The 20739-nt window shown below is 34.5% G+C and carries 24 protein-coding genes; all 24 read right to left on the reverse strand.

The window, feature by feature from the left end:
- Positions 1 to 52: 52 nt before the first annotated feature.
- The 24 genes from JJQ98_RS06245 to JJQ98_RS06360 all read right to left on the reverse strand — a co-directional run bounded on the left by JJQ98_RS06245 (position 53) and on the right by JJQ98_RS06360 (position 20710).
- A complete protein-coding gene (locus tag JJQ98_RS06245; RefSeq protein ID WP_151105213.1) occupies positions 53 to 538 on the reverse strand; it encodes a FixH family protein in 486 nt (161 codons plus the stop codon).
- Entirely contained in the window at positions 538 to 1119 is a 582-nt protein-coding gene (locus tag JJQ98_RS06250) for a TPM domain-containing protein (protein ID WP_170252231.1), read from the reverse strand. The genes JJQ98_RS06245 and JJQ98_RS06250 overlap by 1 nt, the downstream gene beginning before the upstream one ends.
- 114 nt (positions 1120 to 1233) lie before the next feature.
- Positions 1234 to 1437 carry a DUF4006 family protein gene (locus tag JJQ98_RS06255; RefSeq protein ID WP_005022567.1) on the reverse strand — a complete coding sequence of 68 codons (204 nt, stop codon included), beginning with the start codon at positions 1435 to 1437 and terminating at the stop codon, positions 1234 to 1236.
- Between the two features lie 12 nt (positions 1438 to 1449).
- Positions 1450 to 2331 (reverse strand): c-type cytochrome, encoded by an 882-nt coding sequence (locus tag JJQ98_RS06260; RefSeq protein ID WP_054198359.1) that lies wholly within the window; start codon positions 2329 to 2331, stop codon positions 1450 to 1452.
- Positions 2332 to 2550, reverse strand: a complete 219-nt coding sequence (locus tag JJQ98_RS06265; RefSeq protein ID WP_005022564.1) for a cytochrome c oxidase, cbb3-type, CcoQ subunit — start codon at positions 2548 to 2550, stop codon at positions 2332 to 2334.
- A gap of 2 nt (positions 2551 to 2552) precedes the next feature.
- Complete coding sequence (ccoO, locus tag JJQ98_RS06270) at positions 2553 to 3236, reverse strand: cytochrome-c oxidase, cbb3-type subunit II (RefSeq protein ID WP_060661648.1); 684 nt, start codon at positions 3234 to 3236, stop codon at positions 2553 to 2555.
- An 11-nt stretch (positions 3237 to 3247) separates the two neighbouring features.
- Complete coding sequence (ccoN, locus tag JJQ98_RS06275) at positions 3248 to 4714, reverse strand: cytochrome-c oxidase, cbb3-type subunit I (RefSeq protein WP_005022562.1); 1467 nt, start codon at positions 4712 to 4714, stop codon at positions 3248 to 3250.
- A gap of 168 nt (positions 4715 to 4882) precedes the next feature.
- Positions 4883 to 5824, reverse strand: a complete 942-nt coding sequence (locus tag JJQ98_RS06280; protein ID WP_005022561.1) for a KpsF/GutQ family sugar-phosphate isomerase — start codon at positions 5822 to 5824, stop codon at positions 4883 to 4885.
- Between the two features lie 10 nt (positions 5825 to 5834).
- A complete protein-coding gene (locus tag JJQ98_RS06285) occupies positions 5835 to 7136 on the reverse strand; it encodes a Na+/H+ antiporter family protein (protein ID WP_065827925.1) in 1302 nt (433 codons plus the stop codon).
- Positions 7130 to 8059 carry a damage-control phosphatase ARMT1 family protein gene (locus JJQ98_RS06290; RefSeq protein WP_281728925.1) on the reverse strand — a complete coding sequence of 310 codons (930 nt, stop codon included), beginning with the start codon at positions 8057 to 8059 and terminating at the stop codon, positions 7130 to 7132. The genes JJQ98_RS06285 and JJQ98_RS06290 overlap by 7 nt, the downstream gene beginning before the upstream one ends.
- Positions 8060 to 8075: 16 nt before the next feature.
- Positions 8076 to 8561 carry a DUF3972 domain-containing protein gene (locus tag JJQ98_RS06295; protein WP_005022557.1) on the reverse strand — a complete coding sequence of 162 codons (486 nt, stop codon included), beginning with the start codon at positions 8559 to 8561 and terminating at the stop codon, positions 8076 to 8078.
- 8 nt (positions 8562 to 8569) lie between these two features.
- Positions 8570 to 9064, reverse strand: a complete 495-nt coding sequence (gene purE / locus JJQ98_RS06300) for a 5-(carboxyamino)imidazole ribonucleotide mutase (protein ID WP_005022556.1) — start codon at positions 9062 to 9064, stop codon at positions 8570 to 8572.
- 8 nt (positions 9065 to 9072) lie between these two features.
- A complete protein-coding gene (locus JJQ98_RS06305) occupies positions 9073 to 9258 on the reverse strand; it encodes a hypothetical protein (RefSeq protein ID WP_005022554.1) in 186 nt (61 codons plus the stop codon).
- Entirely contained in the window at positions 9259 to 10584 is a 1326-nt protein-coding gene (locus tag JJQ98_RS06310) for a hemolysin family protein (RefSeq protein WP_005022552.1), read from the reverse strand. It abuts the gene before it with no gap.
- A gap of 47 nt (positions 10585 to 10631) precedes the next feature.
- Entirely contained in the window at positions 10632 to 11477 is an 846-nt protein-coding gene (locus JJQ98_RS06315) for a YihY family inner membrane protein (RefSeq protein ID WP_005022551.1), read from the reverse strand.
- 9 nt (positions 11478 to 11486) lie between these two features.
- Positions 11487 to 12326: a biotin synthase gene (locus JJQ98_RS06320; protein WP_054198356.1), complete on the reverse strand. Its 840-nt coding sequence runs from the start codon at positions 12324 to 12326 to the stop codon at positions 11487 to 11489.
- A gap of 14 nt (positions 12327 to 12340) precedes the next feature.
- Positions 12341 to 12742: a pyridoxamine 5'-phosphate oxidase family protein gene (locus JJQ98_RS06325; RefSeq protein ID WP_005022548.1), complete on the reverse strand. Its 402-nt coding sequence runs from the start codon at positions 12740 to 12742 to the stop codon at positions 12341 to 12343.
- A 3-nt stretch (positions 12743 to 12745) separates the two neighbouring features.
- A complete protein-coding gene (topA, locus tag JJQ98_RS06330; RefSeq protein WP_151105216.1) occupies positions 12746 to 14968 on the reverse strand; it encodes a type I DNA topoisomerase in 2223 nt (740 codons plus the stop codon).
- A 69-nt stretch (positions 14969 to 15037) separates the two neighbouring features.
- A complete protein-coding gene (locus JJQ98_RS06335) occupies positions 15038 to 15880 on the reverse strand; it encodes a 3'(2'),5'-bisphosphate nucleotidase CysQ family protein (RefSeq protein ID WP_065826934.1) in 843 nt (280 codons plus the stop codon).
- The gene (locus tag JJQ98_RS06340; RefSeq protein ID WP_210670797.1) at positions 15880 to 16371 is read right to left on the reverse strand and encodes an adenylyl-sulfate kinase; all 492 of its coding nucleotides are present in this window, start codon (positions 16369 to 16371) and stop codon (positions 15880 to 15882) included. Before JJQ98_RS06340 ends, JJQ98_RS06335 begins: the two co-directional genes overlap by 1 nt.
- Complete coding sequence (gene aepY / locus JJQ98_RS06345) at positions 16356 to 17453, reverse strand: phosphonopyruvate decarboxylase (RefSeq protein WP_151105218.1); 1098 nt, start codon at positions 17451 to 17453, stop codon at positions 16356 to 16358. Before aepY ends, JJQ98_RS06340 begins: the two co-directional genes overlap by 16 nt.
- Positions 17453 to 18757: a phosphoenolpyruvate mutase gene (gene aepX, locus JJQ98_RS06350; protein ID WP_151105219.1), complete on the reverse strand. Its 1305-nt coding sequence runs from the start codon at positions 18755 to 18757 to the stop codon at positions 17453 to 17455. Before aepX ends, aepY begins: the two co-directional genes overlap by 1 nt.
- 5 nt (positions 18758 to 18762) lie before the next feature.
- Positions 18763 to 19773, reverse strand: a complete 1011-nt coding sequence (locus tag JJQ98_RS06355; RefSeq protein ID WP_170252232.1) for a radical SAM/SPASM domain-containing protein — start codon at positions 19771 to 19773, stop codon at positions 18763 to 18765.
- Between the two features lie 157 nt (positions 19774 to 19930).
- A complete protein-coding gene (locus tag JJQ98_RS06360) occupies positions 19931 to 20710 on the reverse strand; it encodes a class I SAM-dependent methyltransferase (RefSeq protein WP_151105221.1) in 780 nt (259 codons plus the stop codon).
- Positions 20711 to 20739: the final 29 nt, after the last annotated feature.

A 20739-nucleotide genomic window follows, 5' to 3' on the forward strand; every position in this document is an offset into this window, starting at 1 on the left:
TTAAGCTCTTGATTCTACACTTTTAATTCAATTAAAATTCAATCAAACCGCTCTACTTCACCAAATATTCTTGCATAAGACAAATAGAATCTTCTCCAACTTCCACATAGGCTTCCACTTGCCAACGCCCCTGTTTTTTGACTTCAAAAGCAGGACTTTGATAGATTCCATCCACCAATTCACCCGCTCCAAGTTTTTGATCTTCTTGTGTGGTGTTTGGACGCGTCAAAAAGAAAGTTATCTTTGCATTATTTTGTATTTTTTGATTCTCCAAATTTTTCACCCTCAAAAAAGCCATTTTAAATTCATTAATACTTTGCTCTTTTGCCCCTTCAAAATTTATAGCATATTGCTTTAAAAAAGCCTGTCTTTTTTGAGTGATTGCATTAATATTTTCATCTACATATTGCGAGTCCATTCCGCACATTCCCTTCATCTCTACAGGATTTGCCAATGCAGTTTTGATTGTCAAAACAATCAAGCCTACCACCACCATCGCCAACAAAAAAATTCCAACAGGCCAATAATTTTTATTCATTATTTTCTCCTTAAATACACAAAAACAAACAAAATCAACAATACAAAAAGCATCACATAAAGAGCTGTTCTAACTGCGATTTGTATTCCTTTGTTTTGCTTAGGGAAACTATGCTCAAGCTGGACTTGATAATATTCTGCTATCCTATCTGCGATATCCACAAGACCATTGAGCAAAAATGCAGAGATTCTTTGGCTATTTAATTCTTTATCTGAAGTAGGTATCAATGGGACAATATAATCCCAATAAACTTCTTTTTTGTCAAATACTTTTTCAATATCTTGACTAACAAGAATATCAATTTTTTTTTCGGCTTTCACAAAAAAAAGCAACACATAGGGAGCTTTTAATTTTTCAAGATAAGTTTGTTCTTTCTCCTGAAGATTCACTCCATTTAAACCCTCAAGAGCAACAACATGCATTCTTACACCTGTTTTTTCATAGACTTCATCTGATAAAATCTCAATAAAACCTGTTGTTTTTTCTACTAACTGATGCTGGTTTTCCAATACATAAGGCTGTGCAAAAATACAATTCAAAAAAAATAGGGAAAAAATCCCTATTTTCAACTTTGACAACATTCTAACCAACAAAAAGAAGCATATCTGGGATAAAAACTACTGCAATAGAAGCAATAATTGCAACAATATGTGCTGCAAAAAGAATTTTTTCCAATCCACTATATTTTGTCATCTTTACTCCTTTGCATTTTGAAAGTGTTGAGCGTTTTCAACACTTTTCATTTGTATGCTATTTGCATTTTCAATCACATAAGGATTATTAGCTTCCGCTTTTTGTGTAATAACTGCTGTATATCCCAATCCAAATACTACTGCAAGCAATAATACAACAGCTATAATATAACCACCTAGCCCATTAATTCCAAATAAACCATTCATAGCACAATCTCCTTAATTTTTATCCGAATAAATAAAATGTCCTAGAGCTTCTTTTTGAATGTCTGTAAACATTTGATTTTTGAAGGAAGGCATAATACCAATGTGTCCTTTCTTGCCTTTTTCCAAAACTTCAGCTACAAATGATGGAGTTCCATACTTGCTTAAATCAGGTGCCATTCCACCCATTCCTTTACCATCTTCACCATGGCAAGCATTACAAGTTGCAGCTTCATAAAGTTTTTTACCTTTTTCTACCAAATCTGGATATTTTGTTTTCTTAACCTCAGAAATTTCAGCCATTACATAAGCAGCTACTGCCTTTTTATCTTCTTCTGTGCTCAAAACACCCGGAGCAACTTCTTCAATAGGCAACATATCTCCAAGCATATAGCCTAATCCCTTGCTTCCTTGGTCAATAACAGTAATAATCCCTTCTTCTCTACCCCACTCAGCTAGATTTGCTGCTGTCCCATTCATACCTTCAGTGGTAATTCCGTGGCATTGTGAGCATTGAACCAAAAATAGATTCTGTCCCATTTTGACCAAAGTGGCTTCATCGATATTTTGCCATTTTGCCTCAAACTTTGCATTATAAGCTTTTACCTCTTCATTGTATTCACCAATTTGGGAATAAGAATTCAAAGGATATCCAACAAACCAATACCATAATCCCCAAATTATAAGCACGAGATAAGTTACACCCCAACCAATTGGAATATCATTTTTAAACTCTTTAATTCCATCCCAATCTTCACTTGATAAATCACCTTCTGCTTTGCTATTTTTCATTTTCTTGATATAACCACCAGCAACAAAAATAGTCAAAACCAGAATCGCCACAGCACCAAGCAATCCAAGCTGATTGATGCTATCGCCTAAGTTAAACCATTCCATTTAGCTCTCCTTCTTTTTATCTTTATTGCTTCTTGCTTCCACCAAATCATCATTCAAATTATCATCTAAAGCCAACCTGGCATATTTTTCATAATCAATTTTCCCAGACTTTTGGCTTTTATACAAATGATAAATATATCCATAAAGCAAAATTACTAACAAAATCGTAATAGCCCAATATGCATAACCTTGAATAATTCTTATAGTTTCGTAATCCACAACTAATTAGCCCTTCTTTTTTGTCCCAAGCTATTAAGATAAGCAATCAATGCTACAATTTGCTTAATCTCCCCTCTCTCCAATGCTGCCTTAATCTCTGGATCCTTCATATCCTCAACCAAAACTTTAGCTTCTGCTAAAATTTCTGCTCTAGCAGCCTCTAAATCTCCAAGTTTAGGATTCCCCTCTGTATCATAAGGCACTGCAAAAACAACTTTTTGGGTATAAGCTTCTGCATATGCTGTATCTACATCCACATTCTTTTCATACAAATGTGCATACGCAGGCATAATAGAACCCGGAACTACAGAAGCTGGATTTAACATATGCTCTTCATGCCAATCTGTTGTCCTATAATCACCTACGCGGTGCAAATCTGGACCTGTCCTTTTAGAACCCCACAAAAATGGTCTATCATATGCGTATTCACCACTTAAGCTATAAGCTCCATATCTGTCAGTTTCAGCTTTAAATGGACGAATTAACTGCGAATGACAAGCATTGCAACTCTCTGCAATATAAATCTGACGACCTGCTGTTTCTAATAATGTATAAGGTTTAAGATTCTCCGTAGGACGAGATGCTTTCGCAAAATCTGGCAGAATCTCAACCAATCCAGCAATAGAAAATACCAATAAAAAAACTACCGTAAAGAAAAACGGATTTTTTTCCAACCAATGAAACATTCAACCCTCCTTTACGCTGCCATTGGAGTTGCATAGTTAGGTTCTTTTTCAAGCTCTCTACTTGCAACAATGGTCATAATAATATTATAAGTAAATATAATAAATCCAATAAGATACATTGTTCCACCTATTGCCCTAATTGTATAGTAAGGGAATAGTACAGTTACAGTATCAATAAATGAATAAGCCAAACTTCCAAATTCATCTGTTGCTCTCCACATCATACCTTGTGTGATACCCGCAATCCACATACTTGAAAAATAAAGAATAATGGCAATGGTTTGAATCCAAAATTGAATATCCATAAGCTTTTTAGAGTAAATTTCTCTTTTAAACAATCTTGGAGTCATATGATAACAAGCTGCTATGATTGTAAATCCAACCCAGCCCAAAACACCATCATGAACATGCCCTACAATCCAATCTGTAAAGTGTGCTAAAGCATTAACAGATTTGATAGATTGAATTGGACCTTCAAGAGTTGAAAGCATATAAAAAGTTGAAGCAAGTATCAAAAACTTAATCAAAGGTGATTCTTTTAATTGATGCCATTGTCCCTTCATAGTCAAAAGCATATTTACAGCTGTTCCCCAAGAAGGCAAAATCAACACAACAGAGAAAATTGAACCCATAGTTTGCATCCAATCAGGAACAGTAGAATAAATAAGGTGATGGCTACCTGCCCAAATATAAACAAACATTAATCCCCAAAATGAAAACAAAGTCAATTTATAAGAGAAAATAGGCTGTCCAGATTCTTTTGGCAAGAAATAATAAATCACCCCAATAATCCCTGAAGTAAAGACAAAAGCAACAGCATTATGACCAAACCACCATTGCACCATTGCATCATTTGTCCCTGCATACAAAGAAATAGAATTCCATACAGAACCAACTCCTGAAACAAGATAAGTTGGGATAGATAAATTATTAAAAATATAGAGTGCAGAAATTGCGACAAAAGTAGCGATAAAATACCACAAACTAATATAAATAGTTTGCTCTCTTCTTACCCCCATTGAACCAAAGAGACTAACACCCCACAAAACCCAAACAACAACAACTAATAAGTCCAATGGCCAAACAAGCTCTGAATACTCTTTTGATTGAGTAAGTCCAGCAAATAAGCTCACAACTGCCAATGCCATCAAAACAATATATAGCACAAAATGCAAATATCCGATAAATTTCAAAAACGGATGCTCATTGTAAGATATTTTTAATACCCTTTGACCCAAATAATACCAGGCTGCCCAAATACCGCTCAAAGTGAATCCATAGATAATTCCATTTGTATGTAGCGGTCTAAGTCTTCCAAAAGTCCCAAACTCTCCAGCTAGATAGTTAAGATTTGGAAATGCCATTTGAAAAGCGATAATCACGCCCAACAATAATCCAACAATACCAAATACAATCGTTGCAAAAAGAAATAACTTTGCAATGGAGTAATCATACTCTAATGCAGGGTTTGATTGCATATCTACTCCTTCTTTAAGATTTCCCTAGAAATATTTTAGAGAACTTAGCATTTTATAAGAAAAAAAATAATTAAAAGCTTAAAAAACAACAAATGGTAAATGAAAAAATAAAAACAATGAAGATAGTCTCCTATCCCCACTTTTGAAGAATCTTTAGAATATGTGCAATTAGATTCGCCCTACTTCATACAATTGAACAATCCCCACAACTTTCTCCCCCTCCATTACAACCAACTCTTTAATTTTTGATTCCATCATTAAGGATTCTGCTTGGGTTGCCATTGCATCGCTTTGAATCGTTTTTGGCTGTTTTGTCATAATTTCAGCAGCATTAGAATCAAATTTATCATCCATTAATGCACGCCTTAAATCCCCATCTGTAATAATTCCAACCAAACGCCCATTATCCAAAACCAAACACACTCCCAACCTTTTACTTGTCATCTCTGTAATTAAATCTTTAAAATTAGTTTCCAAATTTACAATGGGCAATTCTTTAGAAACCATAATATCTTTAACTTGTGTGAGTAATTTTCTACCCAAACTTCCTCCGGGGTGAAACATTGCAAAGTTTTCAGGCTTAAATCCCCTAGCTTTCATCAAAGCCACTGCAATTGCATCTCCCATAGCCAAAGTTGCCGTTGTAGAAGAAGTTGGCGCAAGTTGCAAAGGGCATGCTTCTTTTTTGACTGCAACATTCAAAAAATATTTCCCTTCCTTTGCCATGGTAGATTTTGGATTCCCACTCATTACAATTAGCGGTATCTCCCTCTTTTTGATAATAGGGATAATACGCAAAATCTCTTCACTTTCTCCAGAATTAGAAATAGCAATCACCGCATCTTCTTTTGTAAGCATTCCCAAATCTCCATGCAAAGCCTCTCCGGGATGCAAAAAGAAACTTGGAGTCCCTGTGCTTGCCAAAGTCGCTGCAATTTTTTCGGCAATATGCCCAGATTTCCCCATTCCAGTAATCACGCAATGCCCTTTAAGTTTCAAAATACATTCAACAACAGCATTGAAATCCTCACTTAACTGCCCTTTTAACTCTAAAATTGCCTCCGATTCTATCTCAAAAACTTCTTTGGCTATTTCTATAAAATCTTGCATTTAAAACTCCTTATAATAACATTGCACCAATCATTCCACCAATCAACAATGGAATATTGTAAGCCAAAAATGTTGGGACACAAGTATCCCAAATATGATTATGCTGTCCATCTGCATTCAAACCAGAAGTAGGACCCAAAGTGCTATCAGATGCTGGACTCCCAGCATCTCCCAATGCTCCTGCAATACCAACAAGCAAAATAATTGCTTCTGCACTAAAGCCCAATTTCAAGGCTAAAGGACAATAAATTGCAGCAATAATAGGCAATGTCCCAAAAGAAGTGCCAATCCCCATTGTTACTAGCAATCCTATCAACAGCATCATCAATGCACCACCAAACTGCCCACCAGAAAGCGAAGAAACTGCCTCAACAAGTGATTCAATGGCTCCTGTCTCTTTTAACACATTCCCATACCCAGCAGCCACCAACATCACAAATGCAATAAATGACATCATTTTAAAGCCATCTTCCATAACAATATCAACATTGCTCCATTTAATCGCCCCAAAAACAATCATAACCAACAATCCAGCAAGCCCACCAAGAGGCAAAGAACCCTCTACAATCTGCACCACAAAAGCCACAATTGCCCCAAATAAAACCCCATAATCTTGCTTTTGCATTTTAGGATTGTCCAAATGTTTTAAAACATTTTCTTCTAAAAAAGTATTTTGGTATTCCCTAGGCTTCTTATAAAATACAAAAATTGCCAAAAGTAAGCCTACAAGCATGCTCACTCCGCCAATCCACATCACACTTGAAATATCATTCAAGCTAACATTAACTCCATTTTGCACCAATTGATCTCTCAAAATTGTATGAAAAATCAAACCAAATCCAACACTAAAGCTCACATAAGGCGCTTTCAATCCAAAAGTCAAAGCACAAGCAACCGCTCTTCTATCAATTTTCAAACGATTCATCAAAGGTAAAAGTGGAGGAATAAGAATGGGGATAAAAGCAATATGCACAGGAATAAGATTTTGCGAAAAACACGCAAAAAAAGCAATAAAAAGACAAAACATTAAACGACGATTTTGAATAAAATTTGCAATATAATGAATCAAAATAGGGGTAAGATTCGTCTTAGAAATAGCACTTGCTAAAGCCCCCAAAAGAATATAGCTTAAAGCAGTTTCCAAATTTCCAGACATTCCTGCTATTAGAGTATCAATGCTCTTTTCTACACCCAAACCAGCCATTACTCCCGCCACCAAAGCAGAAATCAAAATCGCCAATAACACATTCAATTTTGCCAAACAAAGCACACTCATCACAAGAATAGAAACCACGACAGGATTAGTTAGCATACCAAGCCTTTATGCAAAATATAAGGGGATAGCAATACAAGCTCCCCCAATTTTTTATTTAAATAATCTGCAATCACATTGCATTTAATTTTAAAAAGAAAAAATATTCTAGAATCTTCTCTAGCTATTTTCTCCATTGATTCAAAATTCCCCATACCCTTTGCAAACACCAAATCTGCCTCTTTAAATATTGTTTGGGATTGAACATTCGCCAAGGGATAAATAAACCCCGGACTTGGCACTCCACTATCCACCACTTCACAAAGAGCAAAAAGCCTAGAATGGCTATTTTTAAGATCATTCAAAGTGATATCATTGATAATTTCCATTCCACGAACAAAATAAAAAATTTGCATTTGCGGATAGCAATCTTTCAAAACTTCTATCAAAATCTCATCTAGCTCATTTTCTCCCGCATTATCCCCAATATAAACAAGCTTTTTAGTTTCCTTCAAACGCTCCAACAAAGCCTCCAAATGGAAATAAGCAAAATCTGTATGAAAAATTTTATTGCTTTCTTCTTCTATATCATAAGAATGTTCTGCACCATAATCTATAACATTTCCAAGAACCGCACAAGAAATAGCAAAAGCCAATCTATCTTCCTTTGACATAGGAGCCATTCTTTCAAGCAATTTTTCTTTGATTTTCCTTGCTTTTATTATGCTTTGTTTTTTAATTTCGCTATAAGGTGCATTATTTTGCAAGACTTGTGAAATTTTATCATACAAGACAACTGCTAAAAGCGTAGGTGGAATCTCTATATCTTCCCCAAAAACTATACCAAATTTTTCTGCAAAAAATGCAAGAGCTTCCTTTTGATAATTATCCAAAACTTTTTTACTTTCTTGCTCAATCAATTCTATCTCACAAAAATCGACATTTTTAGCTGTCCTTATTGCTTGTTTTGCCAAACACTCCAAGCATCTATTTTCTAAATTAATCTTCTATTCCTTCTTTTGGTTTTGAATCAACAACCTTACCCCACATCATTTTATATTTTCTTTTAAGAAACTCTATCTCTTCTTGTGCCACTTTTAGCTGCTCTCTTAAAAGTGCTATTGTTTTTTTATCATCTTCATAAACTTCTTGCGTATTAAAAAGCGCATCTTTAAGGAATTGATTCTCACTTTTCACACTCAAAATAGTCTCTTCTTTTGCACTCATTACTTTTTCATGCAAACTAAGAATCGTGCCGATAGTTTTTTCTACAAACTCACTATCCACGCCCCCACTATGATTCTCCACCATTACCGCATTTCCGGTAGTATGCACAACAGCTTTTGTCCCACTCCCTGCATCAATCATAAATTCGCCATTTTCTTGCTTCCCTTTTAGCTCTCCATTTGCCACCATTTCCAAAATTTTTTCTCTAGTCAAATTTGCCAATGTAGAAAATTCTTCGATTTTAACCCAAGTTTCCATATATTTCCCTACAAAATTACCTCAATATCTTGAGAATCCAATTCCACATTCTTTGCTTTCATCACTCTATCTTCTCGCAATTTTCCCTCTAATTCTGCATTTTCCAAAGCCAGAATCTGCATTGCCAAATAAGCACTATTTACCGCTCCAGTTTTACCCAATGCCACAGTTGCCACAGGCATACCAGAAGGCATTTGAACTGTTGATAACAAAGAATCCAATCCGTCCAAAGCCCCACCCTTTAAAGGCACACCTATAACAGGTTTTGTTGTCATTGAAGCCACTGCTCCAGCCAAATGTGCCGCCATTCCAGCTGCTGCGATAAAAACTTTTGCTCCCTTTTGCTCTGCTTGTTTAACATATTCTTTAGTTCGGTTTGGGCTTCTATGTGCAGAGCTAATAACCACTTCATAAGACACATCAAACTTTTTTAAAACACTAATGCACTCACTCATTACTTCATAATCACTCTTGCTACCCATCAAAATTGCTACAAATTCCATAGTTCTCCTTATATTGTTGATAAACCTACACCTATGCCTATTAAAAATCCTCCAACAAGCACAAACAAAAACAAATAAAAAAATAAATACAAAAATGCTGGCAACAGCACCAACCACCAAGACCATTGAATCTTATTTGTTAATTTTAAAGCAATCAACAAAAGCTGCAATCCAACAAAAAATAATTCTGTCATTTATTCTTCGTCCATTTCAAAAGGTTTTTTTCTCGCTTTAATACGCACAATTCTAGCACCCTCAGTAGCCAAAACCTCATATTCACAGAACTCATCACTAATAACATCGCCAACTACTGGCATACGCTCCAACAAATTAAAAACATACCCACCAATAGTAACCTGCTCTGTATCCTCTTCAAAAGAAATTCCAAGCACATCAGCAACTCTTTCTAAATCCAGCATTCCATCAAAAGAGTATGTATCCTCATCGATTTTGTGGTAATCCTCACTCTTCTTGTCATGCTCATCAGAAATATCCCCAATGACTTCCTCCAAAATATCTTCCATCGTCAATAACCCAGCAGTTCCACCATATTCATCCACTACTAGCGCAGTATGTATCTGTCTGCGATTCATCTGCAATAAAATATTAGAAATCGAGGCACTCTCTGGGACAATAATCATCTCTCTAACAAGTTTTTCTAATTCTCTTGAAGGATTCTCTGACAACATAGTCTCCAGCAAATCCCTTAAATGCACCATTCCAATAATATTATCTTTTCCTTCTTTGCAATATGGATAACGCGTGTGTTTGGTAGTTGTTACAATTTGCATATTTTCTTCATAGCTATTATCATCATACAAACAAATCATATCTTTCCGCGGTGTCATAATCTCTTTTGCCATTGTATCAGAAAAGCTCACCGCATTTTGGATAATCTCATTTTCTATGGTATCTAAATAACCACCCTTTAAGCTTTCTCCAACAATGATTTTTAGCTCTTCTTCTGAATGCGCACTCTCCTCCCCTTCACTTGCAGGCTTGATATTGATAGTATGAAGAATCATAGCAGCAATAAAATCAAAAATTTTAATCACAGGATAAAAAACAATCCAAAACCAATGCAAAGGTCGAGCTACCAATAATACAGATTTTTCTGCCTTAGCTATTGCGATAGATTTAGGCACAATCTCACCTACAACCACATGCAAAAGCGTGATAAAGCTAAAAGCGATGACAAAACTCACAGAATGCAACAAAACAGGATTTTCTCCAATAAAATATTTAAAAGGAACTTCCAATAATCTAGCAACTGCTGGCTCTCCAATCCAACCAAGCCCAAGAGATGAAAGGGTGATTCCAAGCTGCGTTGCAGAGAGATAAGAATCTAGTTTTCCTGTAATTTTTAAGGCAAGCTTTGCACTTGGAACCTCACGCTTTACCAACTCTTCCAACCTTGAACGACGTATTTTGACAATAGCAAATTCAGAAAGAACAAAAAAACCATTTAATAAGACAAGAAATAAAGCAAGAATGGACAGCAAAATCGAATCAACTTCCAAAAAATTCTCCTTAAAATTTTAAAAATTAAAGTTATTATAGCATAATATTATTCTTGAATCTCTTTTTCTAACTCTTTGATAAATACTTCATTAATTCCCCTGCTTAAACTCATACCAAAAAGTAAAATTGCCCACGAAAGATACACCCAAATAAACAAAAACAATAAAATGCTAAAAGAACCATATAATGTCAAATAGGCTTTATTATAAAACACATAATACACAAAACCCCATTTACAAAGCGACCACAACAACGCTGTAAAAAGAGAGCTCAAAAGTGTATTTTTTGTGCTAATATAAACATTAGCAGAAATTTTAAATAGCACAAAAAATATTGCCCAAGTTACCAAATAAGGCGTTATGCGAAACAACCAAAGCATAAAATCTTTATAACCCAAAATATCCAAATAAGCATAAGCCTTAGCACTTAAATAAATAGAAAATAAGATTCCAACAGGAAAAAGCGTCATACATGTCCAATAAACTGCCAAAGAATCCCAGAATCCACGAGGCTTTGTATGAAAGATTTTTCCAGCAATAAATTGATAATTTTTAAAAAATAAAATCGAGGTAACAAAAGCATAAAAAAGCCCCATTCCACCAAGTTTGGTAGAATTTGCCAAAAAGCTATCCATATACTCCAAAAAAACATCAGAATAAGTAGGCAAGAAATTAGTAATGACTAAATTTTTAAAACTCTCCAAATATTCTTTGAATTCAGGCAAAGCCGCCACCAAAGAAAAAACAATCAAAAGCATCGGCAAAAGCGCAAATATAGTATAAAAACTAAGACTTGCTGCAAAATACAGCAAATCTCCTTTTAAAAAAATATACAAATGCTTTGATAAAAGAATCATCTTTTCTTTAATTTTGTCAAGAAAATATAATTTCACTCGCTGCCTTCACTCACAACTTGTAGCTATACCATAACCATAACTTTTAATTCTCTCAACCTCTTCTTTTGGTTTATTTCCTTTTGTGGTAAGATAATCCCCCAAAACAACCGCATTAATTCCACATTCAAAAAGCTCTTTTTGATCTTCCCCAAAAACCCTCTCTCTACCTCCAGCTATCATTAATCTTGCATTAGGCAAATATTCTCTTGCTAACTTTACACATTCTAATGCTTCTTGCCTAGTTAAAACTTCTTGAGTGAGAGGCAAAGCGGGATTTGGAATGAAAAAATTAACCGGGGAACTATGTGGATTTAAAGTCTGCAAGGCATACAATAAATCCATTCTATCCTGCCAAGATTCACCCATTCCAAAAATCCCTCCGCTACACAAACCAAGCCCCACTTCCAAAGCATTCTCACAGGTTTGATACCGCTCATCAAAGCTATGCGTTGTGCAAATTTTTGGAAAAAAATTCTTGCAAGCCTCTAAATTATGGTTATAGCTTGCAATTCCAGAATCTTTTAATTCTTTCAAAGCCTCTTTAGATGCAATCCCATTACAGCCAATTAAATGCAAATGCAAACCCTCTGCGACAATTGCCCTAGCAGCCTTTGAAACATACTCTACTCTCTTATCATCAAGATTCCTTCCACTTGTAACCAAACAAAATCCCAAAGCCCCATTTTTGGCAGCTTCTTTTGCCTCAAAAACAATTTGCTCAATAGGCTTTAGTCTATATCTTTCAATGTCTGCATTATATTTCGCGCTTTGGGTGCAATATGCACAATCCTCAGCACAGCTTCCACTTGAAATATTTGAAATTGTGCACAAAAAAATATCACTCATCTCTTTCCTTAAATTTAATATTTTAATATCTCTTCTCTTCCACCAAAATCTTGAATCTTAATACTCACATTCTCCAAATAAAAAACAACAAAATTTGGATTTTTTGGATTTTGATAAATATTTTCAAGAGTTGGATATTTTTCAAACATTGCCTCTTTGAGTGCCAAATCATCATCAAACTTCACTTCTCCACGAATCCTAATCCACTTATCCTTGCCATCAAAAGCACTCAATTCCACCCCGGCAAAATTCTGCATATGCTTATACATACCTTTTTGATTAGAAGTGCAAAAATAAAGCTTTCCATTTTTGTATAAAGCAGATTTAATAGGACGCACTCTTGGATTGCCACAAGTCCCTTTTGTCGCCAAAAAAGTAACATTCTCATCTAAAAAATCTAATATCTCTTGTGTCATAATTCACTCCTTTGTTTTATTTTCTGTATCTTCAATACGCTCTTTGCAGGCAATACACTCCAAAATAGGCTTTTTGCGATAAAGTCTTTTTGCCATCAAAGAATCGCATTTGGGACAATGAATATTAGTAGGCTCATAAGTCGAGATAAAGTCGCATTTTGGATAATTCCCACAACCATAAAATTTACCTCTTCTACTCATTCTCTCCAAAATCTCCCCTCCACATTTAGGGCATTTCACACCTTCTATTGCCTTTTTGGTATTAGAGATTGGATTAAGAGCCTTTGTGTTTTTGCAATCTGGATACCCGCTGCAAGCCAAAAACTCTCCATTTTTCCCATATTTTTTCAACATTGGCTTACCACATTTCTCACACACCCCATAATCTTCATTGCTTTCTTGATTTGTCTCTGTTTCTTTTTTGATATATTTGCATTTAGGGTAACCACTACAACCAACAAATTCTCCAAATCTACCACTTCTTTTAATCAATTCCTTCCCACAAAGCGGACAAATCTCACCAGTTGGGATTGCTACTTTTTGACTTTGTATAATCGTCTTGCCTTCATTGACTTTTTGGATAAAAGGCTCATAAAAATCCCACAAAAGCTTTTGCCAATCTTGTTTGTTTTCTGCAATTTCATCGAGCTTTTCTTCCAAACTTGCTGTAAATTTAGAATCTACAATTTCCAAAAAATATTTCTCCAAAAGTTCCACAACTTTAAAAGCAACTTCTTGAGGCTTAATTTGTTTCTTTTCAATTTTGATATATTCACGCGAATTAAGAAGTGAGATTGTCGGTGCATAAGTGCTTGGACGACCTATTCCTAGAGATTCTAATGTTTTAATCAAACTTGCTTCTGAGAATCTCGCTGGAGGCTCTGTTTGATGCTCACTAGCTCCGCATTTTTCTAGCTCTAAAGTCTCTCCGATTTTCAAATTTGGCAACAATTTATCTTTATCCTCATTGCTTAAAACCCTATAAAATCCATCAAAAATAAGCTTTCTACCACTAATTTTTAACAAAGATTCACTAGAAGCTACAAAAATATTTTGCAATTCAAACTCTGCATCATTCATCTGTGAAGCCAAAAATCGATTATAAATCAAAGAATAAAGTTTCAGCTCATCTCCTTTGAGATATTGTGCTGCAACTTGTGGAGTAAAATCAATCAAAGTAGGTCTAATCGCCTCGTGTGCTTCTTGTGCTCCCTTTGCCTTTGTAGCATAATTTTTTGGCTTATTTGGAATGTATTTTTTCCCATAATTTTTATCTATAAACTCTCTAGCCTCATCTTGTGCTACTTTGGCGATATTTAAACTATCTGTCCTCATATAAGTAATCACTCCCATAGAACCTTTATGAGTCATTACTCCTTCATAGAGTTTTTGTGCTGTTTGCATTGTCTTAGAGGGTGAAAATCCCAAAATAGAACTTGCGCTTTGTTGGAGTGTTGAAGTCATAAATGGCGGGGGAGTGCTAACTTTACGCTTTTTATTTTCAATTTCCTTTACTTCAAATTTGGCTTTTTTTAGCTTTTCTACAATCTCCAAAGCACGCATCTTATCTTGCAAACTTAACTTTTGTATTTTTTCTCCACTAAATTCAACAAGCTCTGCTTCAAGATTGTCTTTTAAGATAATATCAATTGTATAATAAGTGATGGGCTTAAAATTTAGGATTTCTTTTTCTCTATCTACAATAATTTTTAAAGCACTACTTTGCACCCTTCCAGCACTTAAACCTCGCTGAATTTTAGAGGAAATCAAAGGACTTAGTCGATACCCCACAATCCTATCAAGCAATCTCCTAGCCTGCTGTGCATTGACTTTGTCCATATCAATATAGCGAGGATTTTTCAATGAATCCAAAATCGCCTTTTTGGTAATCTCATGGAACACGATTCTAGGCAATTTCAATGGATCTTTGCCAATAGCAGTTGCAATATGGAATCCTATTGCTTCACCCTCGCGGTCCTCATCGGTTGCGATATAAATGGTTTTAGAATTTTTGGCTAATCTTTTTAACTCATTGACAACATTTTTATGTGATTCATCAATTTTGTATTCTGGAACAAACTCTTGATTGTCAATTTTAATTCCAAAAGTGTGTTTTGGTAAATCTCTAATATGCCCTTTTGAGGCAATTACCTCATAATTATTCCCCACAAAGTTTTTAATTGTTTTTGCTTTGGTTGGAGATTCTACAATAATTAAATCTTTCAAAACTATTCCCTATTTTAGAAAATTTTTCTAATCATACAAAAATTTTACAATAAATATCAATAATTCCCTCTAATCTTGTAAAAAATCTCTATAAATCTCTCCACCCACTTGACTCTTTGCAAAAGCGATAAAATGGTTATTTCTGATATTCTCTTTATTATAAAGCAATGGTTTTTTGGTAATGCAGTCTAATATCTCTCCCCCTGCCTCTTGCAAAACAATATCACAAGCAGCCATATCCCACTCACTTGTACCATTAAATCTAGGATACAAATCCGCCTCACCTTTGGCTAATGCACAAACCTTCAAAGAAGAGCCATATTTTCGCACCTTTAAATGGTATTTTTGCAAAAATTCTTGTGTTTCTTTGGTGCTATGAAAATTCGAATCACAAGCCACCAATTCCTTATCTTCTAAAGCCCTATCACCATTTAGATGAATTTTATGGGATTCCAAAAACACTTCATCAACCAAATGAGATTCCATAGCATTTTTTAGCAATTTAGCATCAAAAGTATAACTTCCACTCCCCCTTAATGCTATATAAAGCTCATAAAAACAAGGTGCATAAACCACACCCAAAATAGGACGATTATTAGAAATCAAAGCAATATTAATTGTCCAACCTCCATTTTGTGCCAAAAAATCCTTAGTCCCATCAAGCGGATCAATCAACCAATAATAATCTAAATCTCTACGCTTTTCATACTCCAAAACCGCTTCTTCAGAACAAATTTCAAAGCTTGAGAGATTTTGCAAACTCTGCATAATAAAGGCATTTGATTCTAAATCTGCTTGAGTAATGGGAGAAGAATCACTTTTCAAAGAAAATTCCCCCTTGCCATAATATTTTAGGGCAATTCTCCCAGCCTCCATTGCAACCAAAGCAACTTGATAAAGTAATTTTTGCATTAGATAATTTTTTCTACTATATTTTTACTGGCACATCTAATATCATAATTATCTTTAAATACTAAATGACTCTTTGTGGGTAGCTCTATTACCTGATTCAAACCAGCCATATTTTGAATATTACTTTTATAAAAATCCTTAGGATCTCTATTTTTACGAATCTCTTCAGAAACATCCAAAAACACTTCTAAATAATTTTCAAAATTTTCTCTATTAAATGTCCGCACAGCCTCAAACATAGAAATTGTAGAAAGCACGACAATAAAACCTTGATCTACCAATAACTTTGCCACTTTAACATAATAACTTGCCATTTCTAAACGCCCTTGCAATGTGTAGTTATCATTAGATACACAAGAGCGCAATAAATCCCCATCTAAATAAATAGCATGTATCTTAAAAAGATTTAACAAATCATTCACTACTGCCTTTGCCAATGTGCTTTTTCCGCTACCACTCAATCCAGTAATATAAACTAAAGTCCCTTGCAAAATTCCTCCTTCAGTCTTATAATATCCTTTGGGCGTCCCAAATCTTTTCTAGCACCTCTAGCAACATTAATTTCTATAAAAATTAATTCTCTTAAATGACCTATGCGCTCTAACAATTCTTGCAATTCTTTTTCTGCACTTACCCTATAACACTTTTGATAACCACACCCCTTTGCAATCTCCAAAAAATCAACATTGCCTGCATTTGTTTCCTGACCCCCAACACTATCATGCACAAAATTATTTAAAACAATATGTATAAATGCTGAATCACAAAAATTAGATAAACATCCCATATGCATCAAAAACGCACCATCTCCATCCAAACAAACAATCTGATTTGTTGTGTATTTTGATAAAATATATGCAATAGAGCTAGCAAAGCCCATTGATCCTACAACCAAAAAATCACTATTGTGTTGCATTTTCTTTTTATCTCTTAATTCATAGAGCTCTCTTGAAATCATACCCGTTGTACTGATAAACTTAGCCTCCAAAAAATAATCCTGTATAATAGAAATAGCCTCTTCCCTTTTTAAGCAAAATCTGTCTTTTTCCATTTTATTTTTAGGCAAATATAAATCAAATGTATCTTTTTCTATCAAAATAGCCATGATAGAAAGATTTTTATTGCATTCCTCAAAAGCCTCTATAAATTGTCTCTTAGCATTTTCTATTTCTTTTGATAAAAAAATACTTGGAATCTCACATGCTTCTAAAATAGCTTTTGTCACAAGCCCTTGTTTTCTATGTTGTGGTTCATCATTTTCTCCTCCACGCATCCCAATAAACATTATAAGTGGTATTTGATAAACCTTTTTATCCATCAAAGACAATAAAGGATTGATAGCATTTCCAAGTCCTGAATTTTGCATATAGACTACTCCAACTTTTGAAGTTGCCAAATGATAACCACCCGCAAAAGCAACTGCCTGCCCTTCATTTGAAGTTGTATAAAAATTATTATCCCCTAACACTTCCTTTAAAGCGAAGTTTAGAGACTTCAATGAGCTATCTGGAACCCCAGCATAAAATTCAATATACTCTTTCAAAAACTCTGCAAAATCCAATGAATTTATCATCAATTTCCCTTAATTAGATTAATCAAGTCTAAAGCCTTAATATATTTCTCATCAGCTTCAAGAGCTCTTCTGTATTTCAATATTGAATTTGCTGTTTCCAACATTGCACTATATGAAGCCCTCAATAATTGATTAGCATATACTATAATATTAATCCCGGCATTTTGTAATTCTACTTCACTCAAACTAGGATAATTAGTAGGAACTGCCATCAAAGGTTTGCGATTTTTCAATGCATTATACTTTTCACAAAACTCTAAAATTTCTTTACCATCTTTTTGCCTTGAATGAATCATAATTCCATCAGCACCTGCTTGTATATAGGCTTCGGCTCTATTCATTGCATCTTTAATGCCCATATTTAAAATTAAACTTTCAATTCTTGCAATAATCATAAAATCATCGGTTAATTGCGCTTCTTTACCAGCTTTTATTTTTGTGCAAAAATGCTCAATTGTATCCTGGGTATGCTTAGCAGATTCCCCTTCACATAAAGAATTTTTCTTCAATCCAATCTTATCTTCAATCACAACTGCACTCACGCCCAATCTCTCTAAACGCTTAACCATTAATTCAAAATGCGGAATTTGAGAGCCCGTATCTCCATCATAAATAATCGGTTTTGTAGAAGCTTCCAAAATATCATTAACTGTAACAATTCTCGAAGTTAAATCTACAAACTCATTATCTGGTTTTCCCTTTAGCGTTGAATCTGTCAAAGAGCTAATCCACAAAAAATCAAAACTTTGATTATTTCCTTCAATATCTTTTGCACTTGCATTTTCAATGATCATAGCACTTAATCCACTATGAGATTCAATCCCTTTAATCATTGTTTTTGCAGCTAAAGCTCTTTTTAGCAAACCAAGTCTCTCATGGGGTAATATACCTCGTTGCTTAATTGCTTGATTTAATTTAGAAGAGGAAATATCCTTGGTATATTCTGGTTCTACAATCTTCCCTCCCCAGCGACTCATAAGCTCTATTGCTCTTTCCCTTGGTTTGCTTAGAGGCCCATTATTCCAATCACTACCATGCACCATAAAATCAGGTTTATATTTCAAAAGATTTGCATCATATTCTTTTTCTTCTTGAACAACAACTTCATCAACGCCTTTTAAATTTTCAACAATTATTTTTCGTTGCTCATAATTCATTAAGGGAACGCGTTTGTAACTTGCAATAGCCTTATCAGAAAATAACCCCACTATAACATAACCCAATTGTGAAGCTTGCTTGATGATATTTAAATGACCGGGATGAATTATATCTGCCGCCATTGGCACATAAACTATTTTTTTCATAATCTCTAACCTTTAAACAAACAGGTATCACATAATTTTGTACAACTTAGATCTCCACTCATATGAGCTTCTCTTAATTCCTTCATGCCTTGTGAATGCCAAATATTATAAATAGTATCATTGTTAATATTTCCTACGGCAATATGCTTAGCTCTATGAGAAGCACAAGGGACCACCAAACCATCTCCATGTATAAATAATGATTCAAAAGGATATGAACAACTCTGCTTACCTTCAATAGGGGAATCTGAAATAGCATAACTTCTCTCATCATCAAAAGGAGAAATTGGGACATAACGCTGTATTGAAACATAATCCACTTTATCCACCCAATATTCTTTAAAAGCTTCCAATTCATGCTTATTTTTTTCTTGCAATAAGAAACTCACCCTCACTATAGGCAACTCTTTCCCCATTTTTGCACGAAGATTTAAGAAAGTTTCAATATTTTTTAAGACTTTATTAAAATTTAAACCTATCCTAATCTTTCTATAAGTTTCTTCCGTAACTGCATCAATGCTAAAATTCATACGCGTAATGTTGGTATCTAATAGTTTTTTACTCATTTCTTCTGTCAGCAAGGAGGCATTAGTATTAAAATGAATATCCATAATGCTCGGCTTTTGACTAACATATTGCAATCTTTCCACAATATCTGGATCCAACAATGGTTCATTAGTCTGAGATACGCCAACAGAAGGACAACCATGCTCATCGCATTCATCTACCAATCGCTTAAAAGTTTCAAAAGGTAAATAGCCTTCATATCCATAATCAGCACGCAAATCAGGATGACCATGCACGCACATCGTGCATCTCGCATTACACTTAAATTGGTTTTCAAAGCGGACAAAAAGCGGAAAATCTGCAAGTATATGCTTAGAAGCATCTGCCCATTGCTTGCGATAGTCCAACCATTTTTGCCCATATCGCTTCACAAAAACTTCATTAATATCTTTCTTAAAACTATTCACCACTCTTCCAGCCGAAGTGGATTCATTTGTCACTTGAGACATTGCAAACTCCTTATCCAACATCAATATAAGTCAATTCACTAAATATAATACAATTATAAATTATACTAGAATATTTGAATTTCCTGCTTAACAAATAAAACTAAACTAGATTGACTTTATTGTAGGCAATTTTTACCCTTTAATCTATCTATTTCAATTATTGTAAAACTTTCTTTGCACTCCAACACCTTGTTGTATATTTAATATCCAATTCTTGTGGTAATCTTTGCTTAAAAGTATCAATAATTTTATTAAACAACTCTTCCCCTTCCTTTGTTTCCAAATCCCAATAAGGATTCTTCACGCTTTGCCAAGCTTTGATATAATTTTCTAAACTCTGATGAAAATAAAAATCCTCCTCAATATGAATAATATTATCAAAAAGTTCCTTATGGGATTCGATAATAGGTCTTTGATCCTCTCTTCTAACACCTCTAGTGTAATGTGGGATAAACTCAATAATGGTATCCTCTGCTACCTTTTGAATAGGATCATTTAAATCCCTATGATTCCACATACAAGAAAAATAGGTTCTAGGCTTTAACAAACGATGAGCCTCTTTTAATGCTTCCACTCTATCCATAACACTAAAACTGCTCCCAAAAGTTACATAATCGAACTCACCACTTTTAAGTGTTGTATTAGTACCTGTTGCTCTAACCCACTCTATTTTTTGTCCTTTTGTTCTCTCTATCCCAATTTCTCTCATCGCATCATTAGGCTCTACTGAAACTACTTCGCAACCTCTCTCTAAGAGCATAATACTCAAATTACCTGTCCCTGCACCAATATCTGCAACCTTGATTGCTTCTTTATTTTGATTCTTTTGCACCAATGAAACCAACATATCAATAGTCGCGGGTGCATAATTTGGTCTAAACTCATAAAATTTTGCATGCTTTGTATAATCCCATACTTGTTCAACGATTTTTTGCATTTTTAAATCCTTCCATTCTAAAAAGCCTA

Origin of the sequence: Helicobacter pullorum NCTC 12824 (assembly GCF_017979475.1) — a bacterium.
GTDB classification, from domain to species: Bacteria; Campylobacterota; Campylobacteria; order Campylobacterales; family Helicobacteraceae; genus Helicobacter_D; species Helicobacter_D pullorum.

What these genes read in the sequence shown, in the direction of transcription:
- JJQ98_RS06245 (WP_151105213.1), bottom strand. Translation starts at nt 538, where the DNA reads ATGAATAAAAATTATTGGCCTGTTGGAATTTTTTTGTTGGCGATGGTG.
- JJQ98_RS06250 (WP_170252231.1), bottom strand. Translation starts at nt 1,119, where the DNA reads ATGTTGTCAAAGTTGAAAATAGGGATTTTTTCCCTATTTTTTTTGAAT.
- JJQ98_RS06255 (WP_005022567.1), bottom strand. Translation starts at nt 1,437, where the DNA reads ATGAATGGTTTATTTGGAATTAATGGGCTAGGTGGTTATATTATAGCT.
- JJQ98_RS06260 (WP_054198359.1), bottom strand. Translation starts at nt 2,331, where the DNA reads ATGGAATGGTTTAACTTAGGCGATAGCATCAATCAGCTTGGATTGCTT.
- ccoO (WP_060661648.1), bottom strand. Translation starts at nt 3,236, where the DNA reads ATGTTTCATTGGTTGGAAAAAAATCCGTTTTTCTTTACGGTAGTTTTT.
- ccoN (WP_005022562.1), bottom strand. Translation starts at nt 4,714, where the DNA reads ATGCAATCAAACCCTGCATTAGAGTATGATTACTCCATTGCAAAGTTA.
- JJQ98_RS06280 (WP_005022561.1), bottom strand. Translation starts at nt 5,824, where the DNA reads ATGCAAGATTTTATAGAAATAGCCAAAGAAGTTTTTGAGATAGAATCG.
- JJQ98_RS06285 (WP_065827925.1), bottom strand. Translation starts at nt 7,136, where the DNA reads ATGCTAACTAATCCTGTCGTGGTTTCTATTCTTGTGATGAGTGTGCTT.
- JJQ98_RS06295 (WP_005022557.1), bottom strand. Translation starts at nt 8,561, where the DNA reads ATGGAAACTTGGGTTAAAATCGAAGAATTTTCTACATTGGCAAATTTG.
- purE (WP_005022556.1), bottom strand. Translation starts at nt 9,064, where the DNA reads ATGGAATTTGTAGCAATTTTGATGGGTAGCAAGAGTGATTATGAAGTA.
- JJQ98_RS06305 (WP_005022554.1), bottom strand. Translation starts at nt 9,258, where the DNA reads ATGACAGAATTATTTTTTGTTGGATTGCAGCTTTTGTTGATTGCTTTA.
- JJQ98_RS06320 (WP_054198356.1), bottom strand. Translation starts at nt 12,326, where the DNA reads ATGAGTGATATTTTTTTGTGCACAATTTCAAATATTTCAAGTGGAAGC.
- JJQ98_RS06325 (WP_005022548.1), bottom strand. Translation starts at nt 12,742, where the DNA reads ATGACACAAGAGATATTAGATTTTTTAGATGAGAATGTTACTTTTTTG.
- JJQ98_RS06335 (WP_065826934.1), bottom strand. Translation starts at nt 15,880, where the DNA reads ATGCAAAAATTACTTTATCAAGTTGCTTTGGTTGCAATGGAGGCTGGG.
- aepY (WP_151105218.1), bottom strand. Translation starts at nt 17,453, where the DNA reads ATGATAAATTCATTGGATTTTGCAGAGTTTTTGAAAGAGTATATTGAA.
- aepX (WP_151105219.1), bottom strand. Translation starts at nt 18,757, where the DNA reads ATGAAAAAAATAGTTTATGTGCCAATGGCGGCAGATATAATTCATCCC.
- JJQ98_RS06355 (WP_170252232.1), bottom strand. Translation starts at nt 19,773, where the DNA reads ATGTCTCAAGTGACAAATGAATCCACTTCGGCTGGAAGAGTGGTGAAT.
- JJQ98_RS06360 (WP_151105221.1), bottom strand. Translation starts at nt 20,710, where the DNA reads ATGCAAAAAATCGTTGAACAAGTATGGGATTATACAAAGCATGCAAAA.